The 22,964-nt window shown below is 68.7% G+C and carries 18 protein-coding genes; 14 read left to right on the forward strand and 4 right to left on the reverse strand.

The genetic code is table 11. From position 1 onward, the window contains the following. Window positions 1-233 precede the first annotated feature (233 nt). The 9 genes from SSKA14_RS01510 to SSKA14_RS01550 are packed head-to-tail and all read left to right on the forward strand — an operon-like array spanning window position 234 to window position 12,591. Window positions 234-1,865, forward strand: a complete 1,632-nt coding sequence (locus SSKA14_RS01510) for a TldD/PmbA family protein (RefSeq protein ID WP_008268759.1) — start codon at window positions 234-236, stop codon at window positions 1,863-1,865. A 30-nt stretch (window positions 1,866-1,895) separates the two neighbouring features. Further along, on the forward strand, window positions 1,896-3,530 hold the full coding sequence (locus SSKA14_RS01515; protein ID WP_008268687.1) for a TldD/PmbA family protein: 1,635 nt from the start codon (window positions 1,896-1,898) through the stop codon (window positions 3,528-3,530). 21 nt (window positions 3,531-3,551) lie between these two features. Next, window positions 3,552-4,886 (forward strand): TldD/PmbA family protein, encoded by a 1,335-nt coding sequence (locus tag SSKA14_RS01520; protein WP_008268415.1) that lies wholly within the window; start codon window positions 3,552-3,554, stop codon window positions 4,884-4,886. Then, the gene (locus tag SSKA14_RS01525; protein ID WP_005421001.1) at window positions 4,886-5,593 is read left to right on the forward strand and encodes a DUF4159 domain-containing protein; all 708 of its coding nucleotides are present in this window, start codon (window positions 4,886-4,888) and stop codon (window positions 5,591-5,593) included. The genes SSKA14_RS01520 and SSKA14_RS01525 overlap by 1 nt, the downstream gene beginning before the upstream one ends. Window positions 5,594-5,609: 16 nt before the next feature. Further along, window positions 5,610-6,593, forward strand: a complete 984-nt coding sequence (locus SSKA14_RS01530; protein WP_008264657.1) for a MoxR family ATPase — start codon at window positions 5,610-5,612, stop codon at window positions 6,591-6,593. A gap of 7 nt (window positions 6,594-6,600) precedes the next feature. Next, a complete protein-coding gene (locus SSKA14_RS01535) occupies window positions 6,601-7,497 on the forward strand; it encodes a DUF58 domain-containing protein (RefSeq protein WP_008268168.1) in 897 nt (298 codons plus the stop codon). Further along, on the forward strand, window positions 7,494-8,615 hold the full coding sequence (locus SSKA14_RS01540; protein ID WP_040006744.1) for a BatA domain-containing protein: 1,122 nt from the start codon (window positions 7,494-7,496) through the stop codon (window positions 8,613-8,615). Before SSKA14_RS01535 ends, SSKA14_RS01540 begins: the two co-directional genes overlap by 4 nt. Beyond that, on the forward strand, window positions 8,612-10,786 hold the full coding sequence (locus SSKA14_RS01545) for a hypothetical protein (protein ID WP_008268589.1): 2,175 nt from the start codon (window positions 8,612-8,614) through the stop codon (window positions 10,784-10,786). Before SSKA14_RS01540 ends, SSKA14_RS01545 begins: the two co-directional genes overlap by 4 nt. After that, on the forward strand, window positions 10,783-12,591 hold the full coding sequence (locus SSKA14_RS01550; RefSeq protein WP_008265208.1) for a hypothetical protein: 1,809 nt from the start codon (window positions 10,783-10,785) through the stop codon (window positions 12,589-12,591). Before SSKA14_RS01545 ends, SSKA14_RS01550 begins: the two co-directional genes overlap by 4 nt. A 70-nt stretch (window positions 12,592-12,661) precedes the next feature. Here the strand turns inward: SSKA14_RS01550 and SSKA14_RS01555 are convergent, their stop codons facing one another. Both SSKA14_RS01555 and SSKA14_RS01560 read right to left on the reverse strand, forming a co-directional pair. Continuing rightward, window positions 12,662-13,336: a hypothetical protein gene (locus SSKA14_RS01555; protein ID WP_008267518.1), complete on the reverse strand. Its 675-nt coding sequence runs from the start codon at window positions 13,334-13,336 to the stop codon at window positions 12,662-12,664. A gap of 40 nt (window positions 13,337-13,376) precedes the next feature. Further along, window positions 13,377-13,895 (reverse strand): hypothetical protein, encoded by a 519-nt coding sequence (locus tag SSKA14_RS01560; RefSeq protein ID WP_008267486.1) that lies wholly within the window; start codon window positions 13,893-13,895, stop codon window positions 13,377-13,379. 239 nt (window positions 13,896-14,134) lie between these two features. Here SSKA14_RS01560 and SSKA14_RS01565 point away from each other — a divergent pair, with 239 nt between their 5' ends. The 4 genes from SSKA14_RS01565 to SSKA14_RS01580 all read left to right on the forward strand — a co-directional run bounded on the left by SSKA14_RS01565 (window position 14,135) and on the right by SSKA14_RS01580 (window position 19,230). Then, on the forward strand, window positions 14,135-15,238 hold the full coding sequence (locus tag SSKA14_RS01565; protein WP_008265829.1) for a hypothetical protein: 1,104 nt from the start codon (window positions 14,135-14,137) through the stop codon (window positions 15,236-15,238). A gap of 93 nt (window positions 15,239-15,331) precedes the next feature. Then, window positions 15,332-17,821, forward strand: coding sequence for a DEAD/DEAH box helicase (locus tag SSKA14_RS01570; protein WP_008268026.1), 2,490 nt, complete (start codon window positions 15,332-15,334; stop codon window positions 17,819-17,821). Then, window positions 17,818-18,840, forward strand: coding sequence for a ribonuclease H-like domain-containing protein (locus tag SSKA14_RS01575; protein ID WP_008268224.1), 1,023 nt, complete (start codon window positions 17,818-17,820; stop codon window positions 18,838-18,840). The genes SSKA14_RS01570 and SSKA14_RS01575 overlap by 4 nt, the downstream gene beginning before the upstream one ends. A 75-nt stretch (window positions 18,841-18,915) precedes the next feature. After that, complete coding sequence (locus SSKA14_RS01580; protein ID WP_008267994.1) at window positions 18,916-19,230, forward strand: I78 family peptidase inhibitor; 315 nt, start codon at window positions 18,916-18,918, stop codon at window positions 19,228-19,230. A gap of 44 nt (window positions 19,231-19,274) precedes the next feature. Here SSKA14_RS01580 and SSKA14_RS01585 read toward each other — a convergent pair whose 3' ends face one another. Next, window positions 19,275-21,275: a M56 family metallopeptidase gene (locus SSKA14_RS01585; protein WP_008265160.1), complete on the reverse strand. Its 2,001-nt coding sequence runs from the start codon at window positions 21,273-21,275 to the stop codon at window positions 19,275-19,277. A gap of 3 nt (window positions 21,276-21,278) precedes the next feature. Beyond that, window positions 21,279-21,665, reverse strand: coding sequence for a BlaI/MecI/CopY family transcriptional regulator (locus SSKA14_RS01590; RefSeq protein WP_008268120.1), 387 nt, complete (start codon window positions 21,663-21,665; stop codon window positions 21,279-21,281). A 206-nt stretch (window positions 21,666-21,871) separates the two neighbouring features. On the opposite strand from SSKA14_RS01590, the gene SSKA14_RS01595 reads away from it, so the two are divergent. Next, entirely contained in the window at window positions 21,872-22,939 is a 1,068-nt protein-coding gene (locus tag SSKA14_RS01595) for a serine hydrolase domain-containing protein (RefSeq protein WP_040009241.1), read from the forward strand. The last annotated feature ends 25 nt before the right edge of the window (window positions 22,940-22,964 follow it).

The following is a 22,964-nucleotide window of genomic DNA, read 5'->3' on the forward strand; positions in this document are numbered from 1 at the left end:
AGGGACGTACTTGCGGCGTCCCCGCACTCCGACACCGCCCCGCCACCCCTCGGAACGCCCGCTTTTGACGTTGACGTTGATTCGGCGGGTGCAGGGCTGCAAGCCCTGCCGAAACCCTCCCCAACCATGACTGCAGTCACTTGCCCGCAGCCGCTGCGCTGGCGAAAGTCGAGGGGTTGACGTGATCGGCTTGGCCCATTGCCAACCGCACGCAAGCGAGAGAGAGAAACGCTGTGCAACGACGTGAGTTCCTGGCTGTTTCCGGTCTGGGCCTGGCCGGCCTGCTGCTGCCGCATTCCCGAGCCATCGCTGCCGAGCAGCTGCTGGCCCCGGTCGATACCGCCCAGCGCCGGCGCCTGGCCGAGGTCGCCCTGGCCACCGCGCGCAGCGCCAAGGCCAGCTACTGCGACGTCCGCATCGGGCGCTACCTCAACCAGTCGGTCATCACCCGCGAGCACCAGGTCGGCAATGTGACCAACCGCGAGTCGTCCGGCGTGGGCGTGCGGGTGATCGTCAACGGTGCCTGGGGCTTTGCCGCCACCCATCAGCAGACCGAGGCGGCGGTACGCGCCGCGGTCGAGCAGGCCGCTGCAATCGCCCGCGCCAACGCCAGCATCCAGACCCGTCCGGTGCAGCTGGCACCGACGCCGTCGGTGGGTGAGGTGCGCTGGCAGACGCCGGTACGCCGCAATGCGATGGCGGTGCCGATCCAGGACAAGGTCGAGCTGCTGCTGGCGCTCAACGCCGCCGCGCTGAATGCGGGCGCCGACTACATCAATTCCACGTTGTTCCTGGTCAACGAACAGAAGTACTTCGCCTCCAGCGATGGCTCGTTCATCGACCAGGACATCCATCGCATCTGGCTGCCGTTCACCGCCACCGCCATCGACAAGGCCAGCGGCAAGTTCCGCACCCGCGCCGGCCTGTCTTCGCCGATGGGCATGGGCTACGAGTTCCTCGATGGTGATGCGCGCGGCAAGGTGCAGCTGCCCGGTGGCATCACCGCCTACCGCGATTCCTACGACCCGGTCGAGGACGCCATCGCCGCCGCCCGCCATGCGCGCGAAAAGCTGAAGGCGCCGTCGGTGAAGCCGGGCAAGTACGACCTGGTGCTGGACCCGTCCAACCTGTTCCTGACCATCCACGAGAACGTCGGCCATCCGCTGGAGCTGGACCGCGTTCTCGGCTACGAAGCCAACTACGCCGGCACCAGCTTCGCCACGCTGGACAAGCGCGATGCCGGCTTCCGCTGGGGCAGCGACATCGTCACCTTCTTCGCCGACAAGACCCAGCCGGGCAGCCTCGGTGCGGTCGGCTACGACGACGAAGGGGTGAAGACCCAGCGCTGGGATCTGGTGCGCGATGGCATCCTGGTCGACTACCAGGCCACCCGCGATGAAGCCCACATCCTCGGCCGCGATGCGTCGCATGGCTGCAGCTATGCCGATTCCTGGGCCAGCGTGCAGTTCCAGCGCATGGCCAATGTCTCGCTGGCGCCGGGCAAGCAGCCGCTCAGCGTCGAGGACATGATCAAGGACGTGGAGAACGGCATCTGGATCCACGGCCGCGGTTCGTACTCGATCGACCAGCAGCGCTACAACGCGCAGTTCGGCGGCCAACTGTACTACCAGATCAAGGATGGAAAGATCGCCGGCATGGTCGAGGATGCGGCCTACCAGATCCGCACGCCGGAGTTCTGGAATGCCTGCACCGCCATCTGCGATGAGCGCGACTTCCGCCTGGGCGGTTCGTTCTTCGACGGCAAGGGCCAGCCCGGGCAGGTCTCGGCGGTTTCGCACGGTTCGTCCACCACCCGCTTCAACGGCATCAACATCATCAACACCGCGCGCAGTCTCGGCGCTTGAGCCACCCATCCTTCGACATGGAGAGCAGCCTTGCAAAGACGTGACTTCCTGGCCCTGACCGGGCTTACCGCGGGCGGGCTGATCGTGCCCTCCTTCTTCGGCAAGGTGATCGCCGCCGAACAACTGCAGAGCACGCTGGACCTGGGGCTGAAAAAGCGCTTGGCCGACGCCGCCCTGCAGGCCGCGCGCAGTGCCGGTGCCACCTACTGCGACGTGCGCATCGGCCGCTACCTGCGGCAGTTCGTGATCACCCGCGAGGACAAGGTGCAGAACGTGGTGAACACCGAGTCCACCGGCGTGGGCATCCGCGTGATCGTCAACGGTGCCTGGGGCTTCGCCGCCACCAATGCGCTGGGCACCGCCGACGTGGCCAGGGCCGCGCAGCAGGCCGCGGCAATCGCCAAGGCCAATGCCGGCGTGCAGACCGCACCGGTGCAGTTGGCCAAGGCGCCGGGCGTCGGTGAGGTGAGCTGGCGTACGCCGATCCGCAAGAACGCCATGGAGGTGCCGATCAAGGACAAGGTTGACCTGCTGCTGGATGTCAACGCTGCGGCGATGGGCGCCGGTGCCAGCTTCGTCAATTCGATGCTGTTCCTGGTCAACGAGCAGAAGTACTTCGCCTCCACCGACGGCTCCTACATCGACCAGGACGTGCACCGCATCTGGGCACCGATGACGATCACCGCCATCGACAAGGCCAGCGGCAAGTTCCGTACCCGCGAGGGCCTGTCCTCGCCGATGGGCCTGGGCTACGAGTACCTCGATGGCGCTGCCGCCGGCAAGGTGGTCAGCCCGAACGGCGTGGTCAACTACAGCACCTCCTACGACATGAAGGAGGACGCCATCGCCGCCGCCAGGCAGGCGCAGGAGAAGCTGAAGGCACCGTCGGTGAAGCCGGGCAAGTACGACCTGGTGCTCGACCCGTCGCACACCTGGCTGACCATCCACGAGTCGATCGGCCACCCGCTGGAACTGGACCGCGTGCTCGGCTACGAAGCCAACTATGCCGGCACCAGCTTCGCCACCCTGGACAAGCGCGAACAGCACTTCCAGTACGGCAGCGAGCACGTCAACATCTTCGCCGACAAGACCCAGCCGGGCAGCCTCGGCGCGGTGGCGTACGACGACGAAGGCGTGAAGTGCAAGCGCTGGGACCTGATCAGCAACGGCAAGCTGGTGGACTACCAGACCATCCGCGACCAGGCCCACATCCTCGGCAAGACCGAGTCCGACGGCTGCTGCTATGCCGACTCGTGGTCCAGCGTGCAGTTCCAGCGCATGGCCAACGTGTCGATGGCGCCGGGCAAGCAGCCACTGAGCGTGCCGGACCTGATCAAGGACGTGGAGAACGGCATCTACATCATCGGTGACGGCTCGTTCTCGATCGACCAGCAGCGCTACAACGCGCAGTTCGGCGGCCAGCTGTTCTACGAGATCAAGAACGGCCAGATCACCCGCATGCTGGAGGACGTGGCCTACCAGATCCGCACGCCGGAGTTCTGGAATGCCTGCACCGCCGTGGCCGACGAGCGCGACTACCGCCTGGGCGGTTCGTTCTTCGACGGCAAGGGCCAGCCGGGCCAGGTCTCGGCGGTCTCGCACGGTTCGTCGACCGCGCGCTTCAACGGCATCAACGTCATCAACACCGCACGCAGCCTCGGCTGACCGGTCAGGAGCCCTTACACCATGAGTATCTTCACCGAAGCCCAGGCCAAGGCCATCCTCGACAAGGTCATCGCCCTGTCCAAGGCCGATGAGTGCACTGCCGTGCTGGCCGGCGCGATCAGCGGCAACATCCGTTTCGCGCTGAACAATGTCTCCACCAGCGGCATCGTCGACAACACCGAGCTGGCGGTCACCGTTGCCTTCGGCAAGCGCGTCGGCACCGCCTCGATCAACGAGTTCGACGACGCCGCGCTGGAACGCGTGGTGCGCCGTGCCGAAGACCTGGCGCGCCTGGCCCCGGAGAACCCGGAGTTCATGCCGGCCATCGGCAAGCAGAGCTACCGCGCCAGCCCGACCTTCAGCGAATCCACTGCCGCGATCGATCCGGCGTTCCGTGCCAAGGTTGCCGCCGATTCGATCGCGCCGTGCCGCGGGCATGGCCTGATTGCCGCCGGCTTCCTCGAGGACGGCCAGGGCTTCCAGGCCACCGCCAACAGCAACGGCAACTTCGCCTACCAGCGCACCACCAACTTCGACTACACCTGCACGGTGCGCACCGAAGACGGCCGCGGTTCGGGCTGGGTCGGCCGCAACCTGAAGGACGCGGCGGACTTCAAGGCCGACCAGGACATCCGCATCGCCATGCGCAAGGCCACCGAATCGGCCGAAGCCAAGGCACTGGAGCCGGGCAAGTACACAGTGATCCTGGAACCGGCGGCGGCCGCGGGCCTTATCAGCTTCATGATGAACTTCTTCAGTGCACGCTCGGCCGATGAAGGCCGCAGTTTCCTGTCGAAGAAGGGCGGTGGCAACAAGCTGGGCGAGCAGGTCTACGACCCGCGCGTGACCATGATCGCCGACCCGTGGCATCCGGACGCACCGGTGCTGCCGTGGGACAACGAAGGCATGCCGCGCGAGCGCATGGCGATCATCGAGAACGGCAAGGTCGCCAACCTGGACTACTCGCGCTTCTGGGCCCAGAAGCAGGGCAAGACCGCCAAGGCGTCGCCGGGCAACCTGCTGATGAGTGGTGGCGACAAGAGCACCGCCGAGCTGGTGCGTGGTACCCAGAAGGGCATCCTGGTCACCCGTACCTGGTACATCCGCATGGTCGATCCGCAGACCGTGCTGCTGACCGGCCTGACCCGCGACGGCACCTTCTACATCGAGAACGGCCAGATCAAGCACCCGGTGAAGAACTTCCGCTTCAACGAGTCGCCGGTGATCATGCTCAACAACATCGAAGAGCTGGGCAAGCCGGTGCGCGTGGCCGGTGATGAATCCAGCTACGTGATGATGATCCCGCCGATGAAGCTGCGCGATTTCACCTTCACTTCGCTGTCCGACGCTGTCTGATGGATCGCCGGGCCTGCCTGCGCTGGTTGGCCGCTGCCGCTTCGGCGGCGGCGCTGCCAGCCTGGGCGCAGGCAGGCCCGCGCAGTTCGCGCTACGACTTCTGGTTCACCCGCCTGCAGTACGACTCCGGTGACTGGGACGTGGATGCGCGCATGCCATCCAACCTGATCACCTCGCTGATCGACTACACCTCGCTGCGCGTGGACCCGCAGGAACACGTGGTGGCACTGGCCGACCCGCGCATGCTGGAAGCGCCGTTCTGCTACCTGGCCGGGCACACGCTGGTCGAGTTCAACGCGGCCGAGCGACAGAACTTCGTGCGTTACGTGCGCAATGGCGGCTTCGTGTTCGTCGACGACTGCAATCACGACATCGACGGCCTGTTCGCCACCTCGTTCGAAGCGCAGATGGGCCGACTGTTCGGCCCGAAGGCGTTGCAGAAGCTGCCCAACAGCCACGCGCTGTACCGCAGCTTCTTCCGTTTCCCGGACGGCCCGCCCGCCACCAGCTTCGAACTCAACGGCTGGGGCGACGACCTGGTGCACGACTACCTGAAAGGCATCGAGGTCGATGGCCGCCTGGGCCTGCTCTACAGCAACAAGGACTACGGCTGCGAGTGGGACTACGACTGGCGCAACAAGCGTTTCCTGGCCGAAGACAACACCCGCTTCGGCGTCAACATCGTGATGTACGCGCTGAACAATTGATAGGACCTGCACGCCCATGACCACCCCCGACCTCGATTCCCTGTTGCCGCGCCTGGATGAGCTGCGCAGCGCCCTGGCCCGTGCCGTGGTCGGCCAGCATACGGTGGTCGAGCAGCTGCTGATCGGCCTGCTGGCCGGTGGCCATTGCCTGCTGGAAGGTGCGCCCGGGCTCGGCAAGACCCTGCTGGTGCGCTCGCTCGGGCAGGCACTGGAGCTGCAGTTCCGGCGCGTGCAGTTCACCCCCGACCTGATGCCCAGCGACATCCTCGGCACCGAACTGCTGGAAGAAGACCACGGCACCGGCCATCGCCATTTCCGCTTCCAGCAGGGCCCGATCTTCACCCACCTGCTGCTGGCCGACGAACTCAACCGCACCCCGCCCAAGACCCAGGCCGCGCTGCTGGAGGCGATGCAGGAACGCACGGTCAGCTACGCAGGCACCACCTACGCATTGCCTGCGCCGTTCTTCGTGCTGGCCACGCAGAACCCGATCGAACAGGCCGGCACCTACCCGCTGCCGGAAGCGCAGCTGGACCGCTTCCTGCTGCACGTGCTGGTCGATTACCCCAGCGAGGACGAGGAACGGCAGATCCTGGAACAGACCACCGGCGGCGCCACCGACGCAGTACCGAAGGTGATGGACGCCGAGGCGGTGATCGCTTTGCAGGCCGCTGTGCGCCAGGTGCATGTCAGCCCCGACGTGCTGGCCTGGATCACCCGCCTGGTGCGCGCCAGCCGGCCCGGCGATGGCGCGCCGGCCACGATCAACCAGTGGGTGAAGTGGGGCGCCGGCCCGCGCGCCGGGCAGTCGCTGGTGCTGGCGGCGAAAGCACGCGCACTGCTGCAGGGCCGCTTCGCTGCCACCCGCGAGGATGTGCAGGCGCTGGCCGCGCCGGTGATGCGCCACCGCCTGCTGCTGTCGTTCGCCGCCGAGGCCGAGCAGAAGCGTGCCGACGACGTGGTCGCCGCCCTGCTGCAGGCCGTGCCGTTCCCGGCTTGATCCAGGCGTGAATGCAGGCATGCCGCTGACGTTGCCACCAGAACTGCGTGCGCGCCTGCGCATGCTGCGGTTGCGGCCGCGCCTGGCCAGTGGTGCCAGCGGTATCGGCCAGCATGCCAGCCGCAGCCGCGGTGCCGGCCTGGAATTCGCCCAGTACCGTGCCTACGAGCCGGGTGACGAACTGCGTCAGATCGATTGGAAGCTGTACGCGCGTTCGGATCGATTCTTCGTTCGTGAATCGGAACGCGAGAGCCCGATCACGCTGTGGGTGCTGCTCGATGCCACCGCCTCGGCCGGCCAGGCCGATCGCGCAGCAGCGCAGCGCACGCGCCTGGACCATATGCGCGGCGTGGCCGCCTGCCTGGTCGAACTGGCCCTGCAGCAGGGCGACCGATTTGGCCTGCTGGCGATCAATGGCGACGGCCTGCAACTGGTGCCCGCCGCCAGCGGTGCACGCCAGCGCGACCGGGTGCATCTGCAACTGCATGCGCTGCAGGCGCGCGGCAGCTGGCCCGCCGCCGAGCGACTGCGCCCCCTGTGGGAGCGCGTGCGGCCGGGCGACCTGCTGCTGGCGATCGGCGATGGTTTCGATGAGGCGGGCATCGTCCTGCTGGAACAACTGGCCAGCGCCCGCCGCGAGGTGGGGCTGCTGCAGATCCTGACGGCTGACGAGCGCGACTTCCCGTTCGACAGCGGGCATCGTTTCCGCGATCCCGAGACCGGCGAAGAACTGCTGGGCGATGGCGCGGCGATCCGCGCCGACTACCTGCAGCGCTTTGCCGCTGCACGCTCTGCCTTGCAGTTGCGACTGCAGGCCAGCGGCATCGCGCATGCGACCGGTTGGCTTGACCGACCGCTGGATCAACCGCTGCAGGCGCTGTTCGGCCGTGGGGGCGGTGCATGACCTTACTGTTTCCGTTGGGCCTGGCCGCGCTGGCCACGTGGCTGCTGCCGCTGCTGATCCACCTGGCCCGGCGCCATCCGTATACCCCTCTGGATTTCGCTGCGCTGCGCTGGTTGCGCGCGCAGATCCGGCCGCGCCAGCGCATCCGTTTCGATGACTGGCCACTGCTGCTGGTGCGCCTGCTGTTGCTGGCCGCGCTGGCCCTGTTGCTGGCGCGGCCGGCGTTGATCGGCCCTGCGCCGCTCCCCAAGGCGTGGACGGTAGTGGCACCGGGGTTGGACGCGACCGCACTGCGCGGCACCGCCGAAGAGGGCAACTGGCACTGGCTGGCACCCGGCTTCCCCGCCATCGATCACGCGCCACCGGTATCCAGCGCATCGCTGCCCAGCCTGTTGCGTGAACTGGACGCACAGCTGCCCGCGGGCACCGCGTTGACCGTGCACGTTCCCGATCCCTTGCCTGGCCTGGATGGTGCCCGCCTGAAGCTGTCGCGCGACGTGCAATGGCACACGCAGCCGATGCCGGTCACATCACCGCAGACGGCAGTGGCCCTGCCTCGACTACGCGTGCACGGCGAGGCATCCGCCACTGCCCAGCACTGGTTGAACGCACTGCAGCGCGCGTGGGGCGTGCAGGCACTGCCCTCGCCCTTGGCGGAGGATGCTGTGCCCGAACGCGGCGAGATGGGCGTGTGGAGCCGCAACGATGCACTGCCGGCGAACTGGCAGGCGTGGCTGCGCGACGGCGGTCTTGTCATGCGTGCCGGCAAGCCTGCTGCCAGCGCCCGAATCCTGTTGCGCGACGCCGAGGGCGTACCGCTGCTATGGCAGCAACGCATCGGCCAGGGCCAACTGCTGACGTTGCCCGGCGACTGGAATGCCGCCAGCAACGCTGCGCTGCGCGATCCGCAGTTGCCACGTGCCCTGCTGCTGGCGCTGCAGCCGCCCACGGCTCCGCGGCTGGGCGATGGACGTGACCAGGCGCCGCACCGGGCCGCATTGCCTGCTGTAACACCACCGCCGCGTGAGCCGACGCCTTGGCTGTTGCTGGCCATCGTGCTGCTGTTCGCGCTGGAACGCTGGATGGCCAGCAGCGCCCGGCGCAGGGTGGCGGCATGAACATGTTGCAGCGTGCCTGGCAGCGTGCGCGTCGCCGAAGCGCCCTGATCAGCCTGCTGCTGGGTCTGCCGTGGGCGCTGGCCGCAACGGTACTGGCGCTGCGCCTGGCCGGCTTCGATGTCGCCTGCGTGGTTGGCACGGTCAGTCTGCTCGCCTGCGCGGCCTTCGCCACCGCACGTGCCCGCCAGCTGGACCGGCAATGGCTGCAGCGCCAGCTCGATGGCAGCGGTGCCAGCGAAGACAGCGCGGACCTGCTGTTCGCCGAGGCCGCCACGCTCAATCCACTGCAGCAGCGCCAGCGTGCGCATGTGCTGGCCACGCTGCAACGCGCGATGCCGGAGCTACGTCCACGCCCGCCGCGAGGGACATTGGCGCTGTGCTGGATCGCAGGCCTGGCCATCGTTGCACTGGCAGTCGGCTGGCCACGTTCCAGCCCCGGCTCCGCGCCTGCCCGTACGGCGGCACCTGGCAGCACGGCTGCCGCGGGCCCACTGCACCTACAGTCCACCCGCCTGCGCATCGACGCGCCGGCCTATACCGGCCAGGCCACGCTTACCCAGAATGCCTTGGACGCCAAGGTGGCCGCCGACAGCCGGCTGTCGTGGTCGCTGCGCTTCGACCGCGCGCCGGACAAGGCCTGGCTGCAGTTCCACGATGGCCGCCGGTTGCCGCTGAGCGAACACGATGGCCAGTGGCAGGCGCAGGATGTGGCACGCACGCCGGTGCTGTACCGCGTGGTGAGCGAACCGGCGATGGCAGAGACCCGCCTGCATCGGCTGGATGTGGTGGCCGACCGTGCACCCAGCGTGCGCGTACTGGAGCCCGCGGCCAGTCTGGTGTTGGGCACGCCCGGGCAACGCCAGTGGGCGCTGCGCTTCGAGGCCAGCGACGACTACGGTGTCGCGGCGCAGGCAGCGCTGTCGATCACCACCACCCAGGGCAGCGGCGAGAACATCACCTTCGTGAAGCGCAGCGTCACGCTTGCAGGCAGCGGCGAAGCCACCGCACGCCGTTTCGCGCACACCCTTGATCTTGCTGCGCTTGGCGCACAGCCCGGTAACGATGTGATCGCCCAGCTGGAAGTGCGCGACAACCATGCGCCCACCCCGCAGACCGGCCACAGCAGCAGCGTGATCCTGCGCCTGCCCAGCGCCGAGGTGGCACTCGGTGCCGAACTGGAAGGCCGCATCAAGAAGACCCTGCCGGCCTACTTCCGCAGCCAGCGGCAGATCATCATCGATGCCGAAGCGTTGATCCGGCAGCGCCGTGGCCTGGCCGCGGATGACTTCGTGAAACGCAGTGATGCGATCGGTGTCGACCAGCGCATCCTGCGCCTGCGCTATGGCCAGTTCCTGGGCGAGGAAAGCGAAGGCGCACCGAAGCCGCCGCCGACCAGCGACCTGCCCACCAGCGATACGCCGGCCGCAGACCACCACGATCACGACGACGATCACGATCACGACCATGGCGCCGAGGCCGGAGCGCACGATGAGCATGGCCACGATCACGGCGGCAAGGCGTCCAATGCCGATACGCCACCGGTGTTCGGCAGCGCCACCGATGTGCTCTCCGAATACGGCCACACCCATGACCATGCCGAGGCCGCGACCCTGCTCGACCCACAGACCCGCGCCACGCTGAAGGCCGCACTGGACCAGATGTGGTCGAGCGAAGGCGAGCTGCGCCAAGGGCGTCCGGAGCAGGCGCTGCCGTTCGCCTACAAGGCGCTCGGCTTCATCAAGCAGGTGCAGCAGGCCGAACGCATCTATCTGGCCCGGGTTGGACCGGAGCTGCCACCGATCGACGAAGGCCGCCGGCTGGGTGGTGATCGCGCCGGACTGGCCAGTCGGGAACTGCCGTTGGCCGCACGCGCGGCGCCGGACCCGGCGATCGTCGAAGCCTGGCAACGTCTCGGCGACGCCACCGGCACGCCCGATCTCGATGCGCTGGCCGGCTGGCAGCAGCGCAACGCGGCCTACCTGCCCGATGCATTGGATCTGGCTGCGGCCATCGAGCAGCTGCGCATCGAGCCCGACTGCGGCGACTGTCGCCAGCGCCTGCGCGCGCAGCTGTGGCGGGCGCTGCAACGTCCGCTGCCGCAGGCGATGCGGCGCAGTACCGCCGATGCGATGGGGCAGCGTTACCTTGATGCGCTGGAGGCGCAGCCATGAATGCCTCCGCTGTGAACCTGTGGATTGCACTGGCACTCGCCCTGATCGTGGTCATCGCCAGCGTGCGCCAGCTGCGTGGAAATACCGCGCACCCTGGCCGCACGTGGAAAGTGGTCGCGCTGCAGGTCATCGCCGCCACGCTGCTGTATTTCTGCTTGATGCCTCCCATCCGCCAGCAACCCGCCGCCGGCCTGGTCGTGCTCGGAATCGATGCCGACAAAGCTGGCGTACTGCCGGCCAGCGCAGGCCCACTGCTGCTGTTGCCCGAAGCCTCTGATGTGCCCGGTGCGCAGCGCGTGCCGGACCTGGCGACCGCGCTGCGCCAGCATCCGGCCGCCACGCTCAGCCTGGTCGGTACCGGCCTGGTCGCACGTGACCGCGACGCGCTGTTGCCGCCGGAGGTGCGTTGGCAGCAGGTCCCCGCGCCGCGTGGCTGGGTCGCACTGCAGCCACCGGCCGACGTCGCGCCGGGCGCGCGTTTCGAGGTACGCGCCCTGGCGAACGGCGTGGCGCACGCAAGGGCGGAACTACTCGACCCGGCCGACAGCGTGGTCGATCGCACCGATGTTGCCGACAACGGACGCGTGCAGCTCAGCGGTGTCGCGCGTGCCGAAGGCCGCAGCGTGTTCCAGCTACGCCTGCTCGACGCTGAAGGCCATGTGGTGGACAGCGTGCCGGTACCACAGCAGACCGTGCCGGCGTCGCCCGTGCGGCTGCTGATTCGTGCCAGCGCGCCCGGACCGGAACTGAAGTACCTGCGCCGCTGGGCCACGGACGCGGGTCTGCGCGTGCAGGTACAGGCCGATACCGGGGCAGGCCTCAGCGTGGGTGATGGCGTGGTTCCGCTTGATGCCGCATCGCTGGCGCGCAGCGACCTGCTGCTGCTGGACGAACGCAGCCTGGCAGCGTTGAGTGCAGGCCAGCTGGCCGCCGTGCGCCAGGCGCTGCGCGATGGACTGGGCGTGCTGGTACGCAGTGCGGGCGCACCTTCGCCCAGCGCGCGCCAGCGCCTGCGCGATCTGGGCCTGCCAGTGCAGGGCGATGGCAGCAGCCGCCTCCTTGAACTTCCCGGCGATGGCGAAAGCGCGATCCTCGCCGCACGACGCGGCCCGCTCGCCGCCGGCACGTTGCCGACCGGCTACGGTGAGGAGGCCGACCGCCGTTCGCACAGTGCCACCCTACCCTCGCTGGAAGCCCTGGCGCTGCAGGTGCCGGGCAGCAGCGCGCTGCTGCAGGATCGCGACGGCAATGCCGTCGGCGACTGGCGCGCTGCCGGCAAGGGCCGCATCGGCCAGCTGCCACTGACCGACAGCTGGCGCTGGGTGCTGGCCGGCCGCGACGACCGCCATGGTGAACTCTGGAGCGGTGTGGTCGCCACGCTGGCGCGCGCGCAGGGCGCTGGTGATGCGCTGTGGTCGCCGCAGCCGATCAGCTGGGCAGGCGAGCGGCAGGCATTGTGCGGCGTGCAGGCGCCGCTGCAGGTCTTCAACGAAGGTGGCGACGGAGTACCGCTGGTCGTCGATGGCGCGACCTCGACCCTGCGCTGCGCCGGCTGGTGGCCACGTGACGCAGGCTGGCAGCGCCTGCAGCATGGTGACAGCATCGTCTGGCGCTACGTGTTCGATCCGAAGGAGGCACCTGCACTGCATCGGCAGGCGATGATCGATGCGACCTCGCAGGCGCTGGCATCCAGCACGCCGATGAGCGCCCCGGTGATGCAGTCCGTTCCGGGCTCGCGCTGGCCCTGGTGGCTGGCCTTCGTGCTGTGCGCCTCACTGCTGTGGTGGCTGGAACGACGGCGCTGAACCCAGCGATGGGATCGCAGACAGCATCCACGCATGGCGTGGATCTACTGGTCCCCCCTTCATCTCTCTTTCAGAGCTTGCCGGCGCGCCGGTACACGCCATTGAAACGCACGTTCATGCCACCGCACTCGCTGTTGTCGGACACGATCAGCACGTCCCCCAGTGAATGCACGCGCACCCTGCAGGCGTCCTCGGCAAATTCCACATCCGCACCGCGTGGGATCGCGCGCGCTTCCACCTGGCCCAGGTTCGGCCCATACGGGCGCTGTTCCAGCGTGGGGTTGGCCGAGGGCCAGTAGGCATCGCCTTCCACCTGCAGCTGCCCACCCTGCACCGAAATGCGCAGGCCATTGTCGCCATCCTTCCAGTGACCCACCCAATCCTGCAGCGAGGGGGTCGCCACCGGCAGCGGCTGCAGCGTGCTGCGCTCCACCCAGCCCGCACTGCCGCCCACCTTGTTCGGGAAGAACGCGCAGCGGTAGCGGCCGAGGTCGCGCCCGGTCACCACGACATCGCCGTTCACTACGTAGCTGCGCTGCCGGCACGCCGGCTCGCCCTTGGCCGGGCAGCCGTCCATGTCACCGAGCAGGTACAGGCGTTGCGTGCCCACCACCCGCGCCAGTGCGAACCGGCTCTGTTCGGAGGGGAATGCGCCGTTGCGGCAGGCACCGTCGCCGGCGATGCCGGCAGCGAAGGCAGGGATCGGCAGCACGGCCGCCAGCAGGACGAACGAACGCAGCAACATGGCAACGCCCCCATGGAGAAGGCCGAAGGATATACCGTCGCTACTTCGCCGGAGGCGCGTCGCCGGCATCCTGCTGCTGCGAGAACCGCAGCGCGCGCTGCTGCTGCTCGGCGCTGAGCTCCGGCGGTGGCCGCGCCACCGCTGCCTGGATCTGCGAAGGCCCGCCGGTCAGCTTGTTGACCCCCTTGGCCGCCGCCATCACGCCCTTCACCACGCCCATCATGATGTAGCCGCCGCTCATGCTGACCTGTTCGGGCGACGGCGGCTCGCTCCAGTCGCGGCTGAAGCGGTTGTCACCGAACTTCACCGGGTTCTTGAAGCGATACAGGTCCAGCGGCTCGTCTTCGGGCTTGAGCGCCCGCACTTCGCCGAGGGTGGTGACGTTGTCCTGCGGCGGGGTGGTGGATACCGGCGCGGTGGTTGCCGCCGCAGCATCTGCAGGGGCAACGGGCACAGGATCGGGCACCGGCACGGCCTGCTGCGCTTGCGCGCGCGCAAGCCCAACCAGCAACAGGCCAGCCAGCAGTGCGCCCTGCGATCCACGTCCTGCCACCGCCATCCACCCTGTTGGTTGCGTCCTGTGAACAAGGATACGGATGCGGGCTTCAGATTTCGTTGGCATCCGCCGGGGCATTCAGGGTGTGTCACGCCTCGCCGATGCGCGGCCAGGGCCGCCGAAGTTTGCAACGAATTTCATTCCCCCCCGGGGGCGGGGCCTACATCCTGTGCCGTTCCCGCTACGGCAACCCCCATGTCAGCTCCCTCCACCGCCCCACCGCTGCAGCCGTTCGCCTGCTGATGTCGCGCGCGGCGGTACTGGTCGGCTTGGCAATCCTGCTGACGATGGTCGCGGCGGCCGTTGCCGAATGGACGGCACGCGCCCGCGCGGGTATGGCCGCGCTGCGCCGGAGCAGCACGTTGCGGACGTTGGGCGCCGACGAGCATGCGGCACTGGCACCGGTGCGCGCGCTGACCGGCCGTGGCCATGAAGACCAGGTAAAGCGACTGCGCGGGGCATTCACTGCCGGTGCATGCTGGAACACCTTTCCGGTCGGCGACGGCCTGCTGGGTGGCATTCCCGTGCTGGTGCCAAGACAGGCATGGCCCTACCTCTCGGAAGACAATGAAGCCGAGGTGGTGCTGGGCGAACGCGAGGCCGTCGTGGTGCGTCTCAATGGCTTCACCCTCGCTGCTGCGCGACCGGATGCCGCCACCAGCCGCGTCTGTGGCGAGCGCAGGGAGACGCCGGAAGAAGTCGCGCTGCGACGTGGTCCTGGCCTGCGCCCTTCCCCCCTGGTGATTGCCGCGCTGGCGCTATGGGCCGCCACCGGCGTTCCCGGCCTGCTCGCCATGCCGCTGCTCGTCATCGCCGGTCTTACCGTCTGGCTGGGCCTGCCTCGCCGCAACAGCCCTGCGACGGCACAGCGCGTGCTGCAGGTCCGCGAGCGCCTGCGCGCTTACCAGCGTACTGCCCAAACACCCCGGGTGTGGCTGCTGGGCAATGACCGGCGCGTGCAGCTTCCGGAGGAGTGGGAACACGTCGCAGGATTCTCCAGTGGGCGCTCGATGTTGCTGGAGGTGCGCGCCTGTGATGGCGGGGTGCTGGGTGCGGGTACGGCGTGGTGCCTGGCCAGCGACCGGCGGCGCTATCCGCCCACGGGCGGATTCTGGCATCTGGCCTGGCTGGGCCTGCTGCTGTGCGTGCTGGTGTTGGGCGCCACCGGAACGCCGCTGCCGCAGCGGCTGGACCCGGGCTGGGCGGTTGCCCATGGCTGGCAGTTGCTGGCAGTGCTGGCGTTGGTCTGGCACGCGGTACGCCTTGTGCTCTGCGTCGTGCAGTTCCTCCGCCGCCGTCATGCGCTTGACGCGGACATCGCGCACCGCCCCGAGCCGTGGCACTGAACGGTTCACACCCTTCGCGCGCGATGTCTCACATCCTGAGACGTGAATGTGGTGCCATGTGACCCCTCGAAAAACGTCCCGGCTCCACTTTCCATGGCCTACGAACTCGCCAAGCGCACCGCCGACGCCGAGCAGAAGCTTGCTACCCGCGACGGCCTGCCCGCCCGCGACGGTGCCCTGCTCAGTGAACGCCTGCAGCGCCGCTACCAGGACCGCATCACCGGCAGCTTCGCCATTCCCGGCCGCGAAGGCCGCTACGCGCCCATTCCCGATGCGGTACCGCCGGCGCTGGCCGCGGCGCTGAAGGCACGCGGCATCGAACAGCTCTACAGCCACCAGGCCGAGGCCTGGGAGGCCAGCCAGCGTGGCGAGCACGTGGCCATCGTCACCCCCACCGCCAGCGGCAAGTCGCTGTGCTACACCCTGCCGGTGGTCAGCGCGGCGATGCAGGACAAGGCCAAGGCGCTGTACCTGTTCCCGACCAAGGCGCTGGCCCAGGACCAGGTGGCCGAGCTGCTGGAGCTCAACCGCGCCGGCGATCTGGGGGTGAAGGCCTTCACCTTCGACGGCGACACCCCCGGCGACGCGCGCCAGGCGATCCGCCTGCACGGCGACATCGTGGTCTCCAACCCGGACATGCTGCACCAGGCGATCCTGCCGCATCACACCAAGTGGGCGCAGTTCTTCGAGAACCTGCGTTACATCGTCATCGACGAAGTGCATACCTACCGCGGCGTGTTCGGCAGCCACGTCACCAACGTGCTGCGCCGGCTCAAGCGCATCTGCGCGTTCTACGGCGTGCAACCGCAGTTCATCCTGTGCTCGGCCACCATCGGCAATCCACAGGCGCATGCCGAGGCACTCATCGAGGCGCCGGTCACCGCCATTACCGAGTCCGGCGCGCCCAGTGGGCCCAAGCAGGTATTGCTGTGGAACCCACCCGTGATCAATCCGGACCTGGGCCTGCGTGCCTCGGCGCGATCGCAGAGCAACCGCATCGCGCGCATCGCGATCAAGTCCGGGTTGAAGACCCTGGTGTTCGCGCAGACGCGGCTGATGGTCGAGGTGCTGACCAAGTACCTGAAGGACATCTTCGACCACGACCCGCGCAAGCCGCCGCGCATCCGCGCCTACCGCGGTGGCTACCTGCCCACCGAACGCCGCGAGACCGAGCGTGCGATGCGCGCCGGCAACATCGACGGCATCGTCAGTACCTCGGCGCTGGAGCTGGGCGTGGATATCGGCAGCCTGGACGTGGTGATCCTCAACGGCTACCCCGGCAGCGTGGCGGCCACCTGGCAGCGCTTCGGCCGCGCCGGCCGTCGCCAGCAGCCCGCACTGGGCGTGATGGTGGCCAGCTCGCAGCCGCTGGACCAGTACGTGGTGCGCCATCCGGATTTCTTCGCCGAGGCCTCGCCCGAACACGCGCGCATCGCCCCGGACCAGCCGCTGATCCTGTTCGACCACATCCGCTGCGCGGCCTTCGAGCTGCCGTTCCGGGTCGGCGATGGCTTCGGCCCGATCGATCCGGAAGTGTTCCTGGAAGCGCTGGCCGAGACCGAGGTGATCCACCGCGAAGGCGAGCGCTGGGAATGGATCGCCGACAGCTATCCGGCCAACGCGGTCAGCCTGCGTGCGGTGGCCGACGGCAACTTCGTGGTGGTCGACCGCAGCGATGGCCGCCAGCAGATCATCGCCGAGGTCGACTATTCGGCCGCCGCGCTCACCCTGTACGAAGGCGCCATCCACATGGTGCAGTCCACCCCGTACCAGGTGGAGACGCTCGACTGGGAGGGGCGCAAGGCCTACGTCACCCGCACCCACGTGGACTACTACACCGACAGCATCGACTTCACCAGGCTCAAGGTGCTGGACCGTTTCGACGGCGGCGTGGCCGGCCGTGGCGATTCGCATCACGGCGAAGTGCACGTGGTACGGCGCGTCGCCGGCTACAAGAAGATCCGCTACTACACGCACGAGAACATCGGCTACGGCCCGGTCAACCTGCCCGACCAGGAACTGCACACCACCGCGGTGTGGTGGCAGCTGCCGCAGGCATTGCTGCTGCGCGCGTTCGCCAGCAAGCAGGATGCGCTGGACGGCTTCCTCGGCGCGGCCTACGCGCTGCATATTGTTGCCACGGTGGCGGTGATGGCCGATGCGCGCGACCTGCAGAAGTCGGTCGGCAACGGCGATGGTGCCTGGTTCGCGATCGCCGACCAGAGCGGCCGTGGCCAGCTGCGCGGCAGCAATGGCGACCCGGGTTCGGTCGAACTGCTGCAGGAGTTCGTGCCGACCGTCTATCTGTACGACAACTTCCCCGGCGGCGTTGGCCTCAGCGAGCCGCTGTGGCAGCGCCAGGCCGAACTGGTGCAGCGCGCGCGCGAACTGGTGCAGCGCTGCGATTGCAGGGCCGGCTGCCCGGCCTGTGTCGGCCCGGTGCTGGCCGCGCAGGAAGAGGATGAGACCTCGCCGCGTGCGCTGGCGTTGCGCGTGCTGGATCTGTTCGATGCCGAAGCCTGCCAGCACGTGCCCGACGTGGTGGTGACCACCCGCGACCCGATGGCGCTGCTGGCCCCGTGAGCCTGAGCCTGGACAAGCTGCGCCTGCTGCGGAAGCAGGCCGGTGACCCGAAGACGGGCACGCCGGCCGTGCCCGGGCCGCCGCCTGCAGCACCAGCCCCGGTAGCCGCCAACGATGCGCGGCAGCCAGTGGCCGAGCGCTCGGTGTTCGCCTGGGTTGAGCAGGAGATCCGCCACAAGCCGACCGGCGCTGCGGCACCGGTTGCGCCACCCGCACCACTGCGTCGGCCCGAGGTGGGCAGCCTGCATCGCCTGCTCGGCCTGCGCACACGCGGCGGTCCCGCACCGACGCGTGCCAGTGCGCAGGATCGCCAGCTCCCCGGTGAGGAAATCGCGCCGGGCCTGTTCCTGATCGAGTCGCTGCAAGCGCAGCCGATTCCGGCACAGCCGCTGTCGCTGGATTTCGCCCGCCGCGAAGGCGAACACGTATCCCCGCGTGACCTGCTGTTCTTCGATACCGAAACCACCGGCCTGGCCGGCGGCACCGGCACCCGCGCCTTCATGATCGGGGCCGCCGACTGGCATGTGTGCCCGCAACGCGGCGAAGGCCTGCGCATCCGCCAGCTGCTGATGGCGACGATGGCCGCCGAGGACGCGATGCTGGCCACCTTCGCCAGCTGGCTGCAGCCGTCCACCGTGTTCTGCAGCTACAACGGCCGCAGCTACGACGCGCCGTTGCTGAAGGCGCGCTACCGGTTGGCACGCCAGCGTTGCCCGATCAGCGCGCTGGACCATGTCGACCTGCTCCATCCCACGCGTCGCCGCTATCGCGGCACGTGGGAGAACTGCAAGCTGTCCACCATCGAACGCCAGCTGCTGCGCGTGGTGCGCGAAGACGACCTGCCCGGCTCGGAAGCCCCGGGCGCATGGCTGCGTTTCCTGCGCGGTGGCGATGCAGTCAACCTGCGCCGGGTGGCCGACCACAACCACCAGGACGTGGTGACCCTGGCCCTGCTGCTGCAGCAGCTGGTGCGCGAAGAACAGCGCGAGCGCGAGACGCTGGCATTGGTCGGGCAGTAGCGTGAAACACCGTTGACATGCCCTGACGGGTAAGGCGGTGACACTGGCGCCACCATCCACGCGTGGAGCCCGACGATGCGCCTTAGTCCCCTTGCCCTGCTTGCCATCCTGCCTTTGGCTGCCTGCAGCCACGCCGGCAGCAGCACCACCCACGATGCCGCGCCAGCGCCAGTGGCCGACGCCGCGCACGAATGCAGGCCGGAAGCGCTGGAAGCCTTCACTGGCAAGACCGCCGACGAGGCCACCATCAAGAGGCTGGTGGCCGACAGCGGCGCGCGCAACGCACGGGTGGTCAAGCCGGGCATGGCGGTGACCATGGACTTCCGCCAGGACCGCGTGACCGTGCAGGTGGACGCGCAGAACCGGATCGAGCGCGCCAGCTGCGGTTGATCGGCCTCGGGGAGGGTGCCGGCCAGCGGCCGGCACTACCCGTTTTACAGGCGCTCGGCCTTGCCGCTGGCCAGTGCACGCGCGATCACCTGCTGCGCCTGCCGCGACGCCTGCTCATGCACGCGTGCCTGGCGTTCACCCAACGCGGCCTGCTGGCTGCCCAGCGCCGCCTGGCGGCTGGCCAGCTCAGACTGCTGGCTGGCCAGGCGCTGCATGTCACGGGTGTGAGTGGCCCGCGCGGTTTCGTTGTCCACTTCCTGCATCGCACGACGTGCCTCTGCAGCGGCCTCACGTGCGGCCTCACGTGCAACGGCCGCATCGTTGGTCGCGCCCCGGGCCGCCTTCGCCGCTTCCGCCGCCGCCTCGCGGTTGATGTCATGGGCGGCCATCGCGCTGCGCGCAGCCTCGGCGGCGGCCAGTGCCATGCGGCGCGCCTCCTCGCCCTGCAGGCGGCCCACTTCGCCCATCTGCCTGCCGAGTTCGCCCTGCTGGCGACCCAGCGCACTCTGCTGGCGGCCCAGTTCGCTCTGCTGGCGGCCCAGATCCGCCGCGCCGCTGTAGGCACGCTGCAGCGACTCGATCAGCATCGGGTCACGCACCACATAGCGCTTGTCGCCCTGCCGGAACCACAGCGCCGGGCCCTTGCCGAGCTGCCTGCGGGCGACCGTCACGTCGTCCATGCCGCCGTTGGCGAAGGTCGAATCGCCATCGACCAGCACGAAGGCCTGCGGCGGCGATTTGCCCAGGTCCAGGCGGCCGTAGGTGGTGATGGAGGTCGTGCGGGAGGTCGTATGTTGACTGTGCATGCCGGTATCGACATCGACATCCGCATCCACGTCGACCGCCACATCTGCATCATCCGGACCTGACAACGCCTCAACCCCAGCCGGCTCGGCAGGCGGCGCGGGCGCCACCGGCACGGCCGGAACGTGCGCGGACGAAGGCGGTGTGGGCGGTGCTTTCGGAGCCTTCGGCGGCGGCGGCACCACGGCCTTCGGTGCCGCAGGCGGCGCGGGAGGTGCCGGCGGCACCGGCGCAGCGACCAGTCTCATCGGCGCCACACCCACCACCAGCACCACAGCGGTCAACGCCATCGCCAAGATGCGCGGGCAGGCCCGGCGCGGTTGCAGCGACATCAGGCGGCGCTTGAGACTGGTGGTGCTCGGCGCGGCGCTGGCCACGCCCAGGTGCGGCTGCGGTGCCACGCCCAACTGCAGCAGCAGGCGACCATAGGCCTGGCGGCTGGCACCGTGCTGGCCGACCACCGCCGCATCCACCGCTTCCTCGCGGGCCTGGGCGTACTCGCGCACCGACAGCCGCAGCAGCGGATGGAAGAAGAACAGATGCTGCGCCAGCGCGGGCAACAGGCCCCACTGCAGGTCACGCCGCTGCAGATGCTGCAGTTCGTGGGTCAGCGCCAGGTCCAGCGCATCGCCCTGCAGGGCGTTTTCGCCGGCCGGCAGCAGCAGTACCGGACGGAACGGCCCGACCAGCTGCGGCGAGTCCACCTGCGTGCTCATCCACAGGCGCGGCGCAGGGCGCACGCCGTGCGCTTCGGAGGCCAACTGCAGGGCCTGTACCAGCGCCTCGTCCTGGCAGGGATAGGCCGCCGCCAGCAGCGCGCGGCACTGGCGCCACTCACCGAAGGTGCGCCATGCCATCAGCAGCACGCCGGACAACCACAGCGCAGCCAGCGCGACGGCCCACCACGCCACCGCCGGCATGTCGGCGGCAGGCATCGGCATCGCGGCCAGCAGCTGTGCGGAGGCTTCCGGGGCCAGCGGGTAAATCATGTCGGCAGCCACGTCGGTGGCGGTCATCGCCACCGCCTGCGGCGCCGGCAACCAGGCCAGCTGCAGCGGTTGGCTCCAGAACAGGCCGAGCACGGTCTGCAGCGACACCAGCCACCACAGGCGGCAGCGGGTCGCCGCCGACAGCGACGGCAATGCGCGGCACGCCCCATACACCAAGGCCACCAGCAGCACGGTCTGCAGGCTGGTCCAGCCCAGCCGTTCCAACAACGGGATCAGCATCGTGGTGTCCATGGCTCAGCCCTCGTGGCGACGCGATTGGAGTTGGGCGACCAGCGCTTCCAGCTCGGCCAGTTCGTTGTCACTGACCTGCTGGCGCTGCGACAGGTAGGCCACGAACGGCGACACCGAACCCTGCAGGGTGTTGTCGACGAACTGGGCCACGGCGCCCTGCAGCACGCTCTCCGGGCCACGGGTGGCCTGGTAGCGGTATACGCCTTCCTGCTGCCGGCGCTGAAGATACCCTTTCGCACGCAGCCGCTCCATCATCGTCAGCACGGTCGAGCGGGCCAGGCAACGGGCCTCGCCGTAACCACTGGCGACCTCGCCGACGCTGGCCGGCGCATGTTCATCGATGTACTGCAGCAGGGCCAGTTCCTGGTCCCCGATCGTCTTGCCACGCATGGCACAACTCCCTTGACTACACGTGTCGTCACTTTCAGCGTGACGACAACTGTAGTCAACCCCCCGGAAGTCATGGGCCGACGAACGGTAGGCAACTCGGCGCGCTTAAACCTTTCCCGCGCTCCGCGCATCCGATCCTCGACGCCCCGCCGGAAGCCCGCATGTTCCGCCCAACGCTTCGAGCCCTGCTCATGCTCATCTGCGCCCTGCCTCTCGCCGCCCTGCCCTTGCCTGCGATGTCTGCCAGCCAGGACCAGGCCAACGACCAGACCCGTCGCCTGATCCGTCAGATCATGCTCGAGCAGCGCATTCCCGGATTGCAGGTTGCCGTGGTCAGGCAGGGGCAGATCGTGCTCTCCGAAGCCTATGGCCTTGCCAACGTGGAAAACGGCGTGCGCGTCTCGCGTGACACCCGCTTCCCGCTCAATTCGGCCACCAAGGCGTTCACCGGCGTCGCCATCGCACAGCTGGCAGAGCAAGGGCGACTGGATCTGGATGCCCCCGCCTCGCGCTACCTGGATGATCTTCCAGCCACCTGGAAGGACGTACGCGTGCGCCAGCTGCTGGCACACACCTCGGGCCTGCCGGACATCCTCGATGCGAATGGCCTGCTGGGCGGTGGTTCCGAAGCGCAGGCATGGACGGCGGTCACCGCGCGACCGGTCGAAGCGGCTCCCGGGCAGCGCTTTGCTTACAACCAGACCAACTATGTGCTGCTGGCGCGGATCATCGCGCAGCAATCGGGCATGCCCTACGACCGCTACCTTGCCACCGGCCAGTTCAGCGGCGCTCGCATGGCGCGCACCACCTTCGGCGACAGCTATGACCTGATTCCGGATGTGGCGACGATGTACAGCCTGGCGCCACGCGCCACCGATGCGGCCGACATGCCGCCGCGCCTGTCGCACTGGTTCTACGACATGCCGCCCAGCCTGTGGGCCGGTGGCGGCATCCTCACCACCGCCGACGACACCGCACGCTGGCTGGTCGCGCTCAGCGGCGGGCAGCTGCTGCAGCAGGCGGCGCGGCAACGCATGTGGACCGCCGAGCGCCTGGCCGACGGCCGCGCCGGGCCGTGGGCCGGTGGCTGGCCGGTGCTGCAGGCCTCACCTGACCTTCAGGTGGCCGGCATCGGTGGCGCGCGTTCGGCGTTCGTCGTGTATCCCGACCGCGGCGTGGCGGTGGTGGTACTGACCAACCTGGTCGGCGCCAACCCGCAGCAGTTCATTCCGCGCATTGCTGATCTCCATGCGCCTGCGGTGACCGTGCCCTGAGGCTGCCGGCCAGCGGCCGGCACTA

The sequence above is a fragment of the Stenotrophomonas sp. SKA14 genome (assembly GCF_000158575.1).
Taxonomy (GTDB): Bacteria; Pseudomonadota; Gammaproteobacteria; order Xanthomonadales; family Xanthomonadaceae; genus Stenotrophomonas; species Stenotrophomonas forensis.

What these genes read in the sequence shown, in the direction of transcription:
- SSKA14_RS01560 (WP_008267486.1), bottom strand. Translation starts at nt 13,895, where the DNA reads ATGGCGGTGGCAGGACGTGGATCGCAGGGCGCACTGCTGGCTGGCCTG.
- SSKA14_RS01580 (WP_008267994.1), top strand. Translation starts at nt 18,916, where the DNA reads ATGCGCCTTAGTCCCCTTGCCCTGCTTGCCATCCTGCCTTTGGCTGCC.
- SSKA14_RS01520 (WP_008268415.1), top strand. Translation starts at nt 3,552, where the DNA reads ATGAGTATCTTCACCGAAGCCCAGGCCAAGGCCATCCTCGACAAGGTC.
- SSKA14_RS01550 (WP_008265208.1), top strand. Translation starts at nt 10,783, where the DNA reads ATGAATGCCTCCGCTGTGAACCTGTGGATTGCACTGGCACTCGCCCTG.
- SSKA14_RS01570 (WP_008268026.1), top strand. Translation starts at nt 15,332, where the DNA reads ATGGCCTACGAACTCGCCAAGCGCACCGCCGACGCCGAGCAGAAGCTT.
- SSKA14_RS01555 (WP_008267518.1), bottom strand. Translation starts at nt 13,336, where the DNA reads ATGTTGCTGCGTTCGTTCGTCCTGCTGGCGGCCGTGCTGCCGATCCCT.
- SSKA14_RS01540 (WP_040006744.1), top strand. Translation starts at nt 7,494, where the DNA reads ATGACCTTACTGTTTCCGTTGGGCCTGGCCGCGCTGGCCACGTGGCTG.
- SSKA14_RS01545 (WP_008268589.1), top strand. Translation starts at nt 8,612, where the DNA reads ATGAACATGTTGCAGCGTGCCTGGCAGCGTGCGCGTCGCCGAAGCGCC.
- SSKA14_RS01525 (WP_005421001.1), top strand. Translation starts at nt 4,886, where the DNA reads ATGGATCGCCGGGCCTGCCTGCGCTGGTTGGCCGCTGCCGCTTCGGCG.
- SSKA14_RS01585 (WP_008265160.1), bottom strand. Translation starts at nt 21,275, where the DNA reads ATGGACACCACGATGCTGATCCCGTTGTTGGAACGGCTGGGCTGGACC.
- SSKA14_RS01590 (WP_008268120.1), bottom strand. Translation starts at nt 21,665, where the DNA reads ATGCGTGGCAAGACGATCGGGGACCAGGAACTGGCCCTGCTGCAGTAC.
- SSKA14_RS01565 (WP_008265829.1), top strand. Translation starts at nt 14,135, where the DNA reads ATGTCGCGCGCGGCGGTACTGGTCGGCTTGGCAATCCTGCTGACGATG.
- SSKA14_RS01530 (WP_008264657.1), top strand. Translation starts at nt 5,610, where the DNA reads ATGACCACCCCCGACCTCGATTCCCTGTTGCCGCGCCTGGATGAGCTG.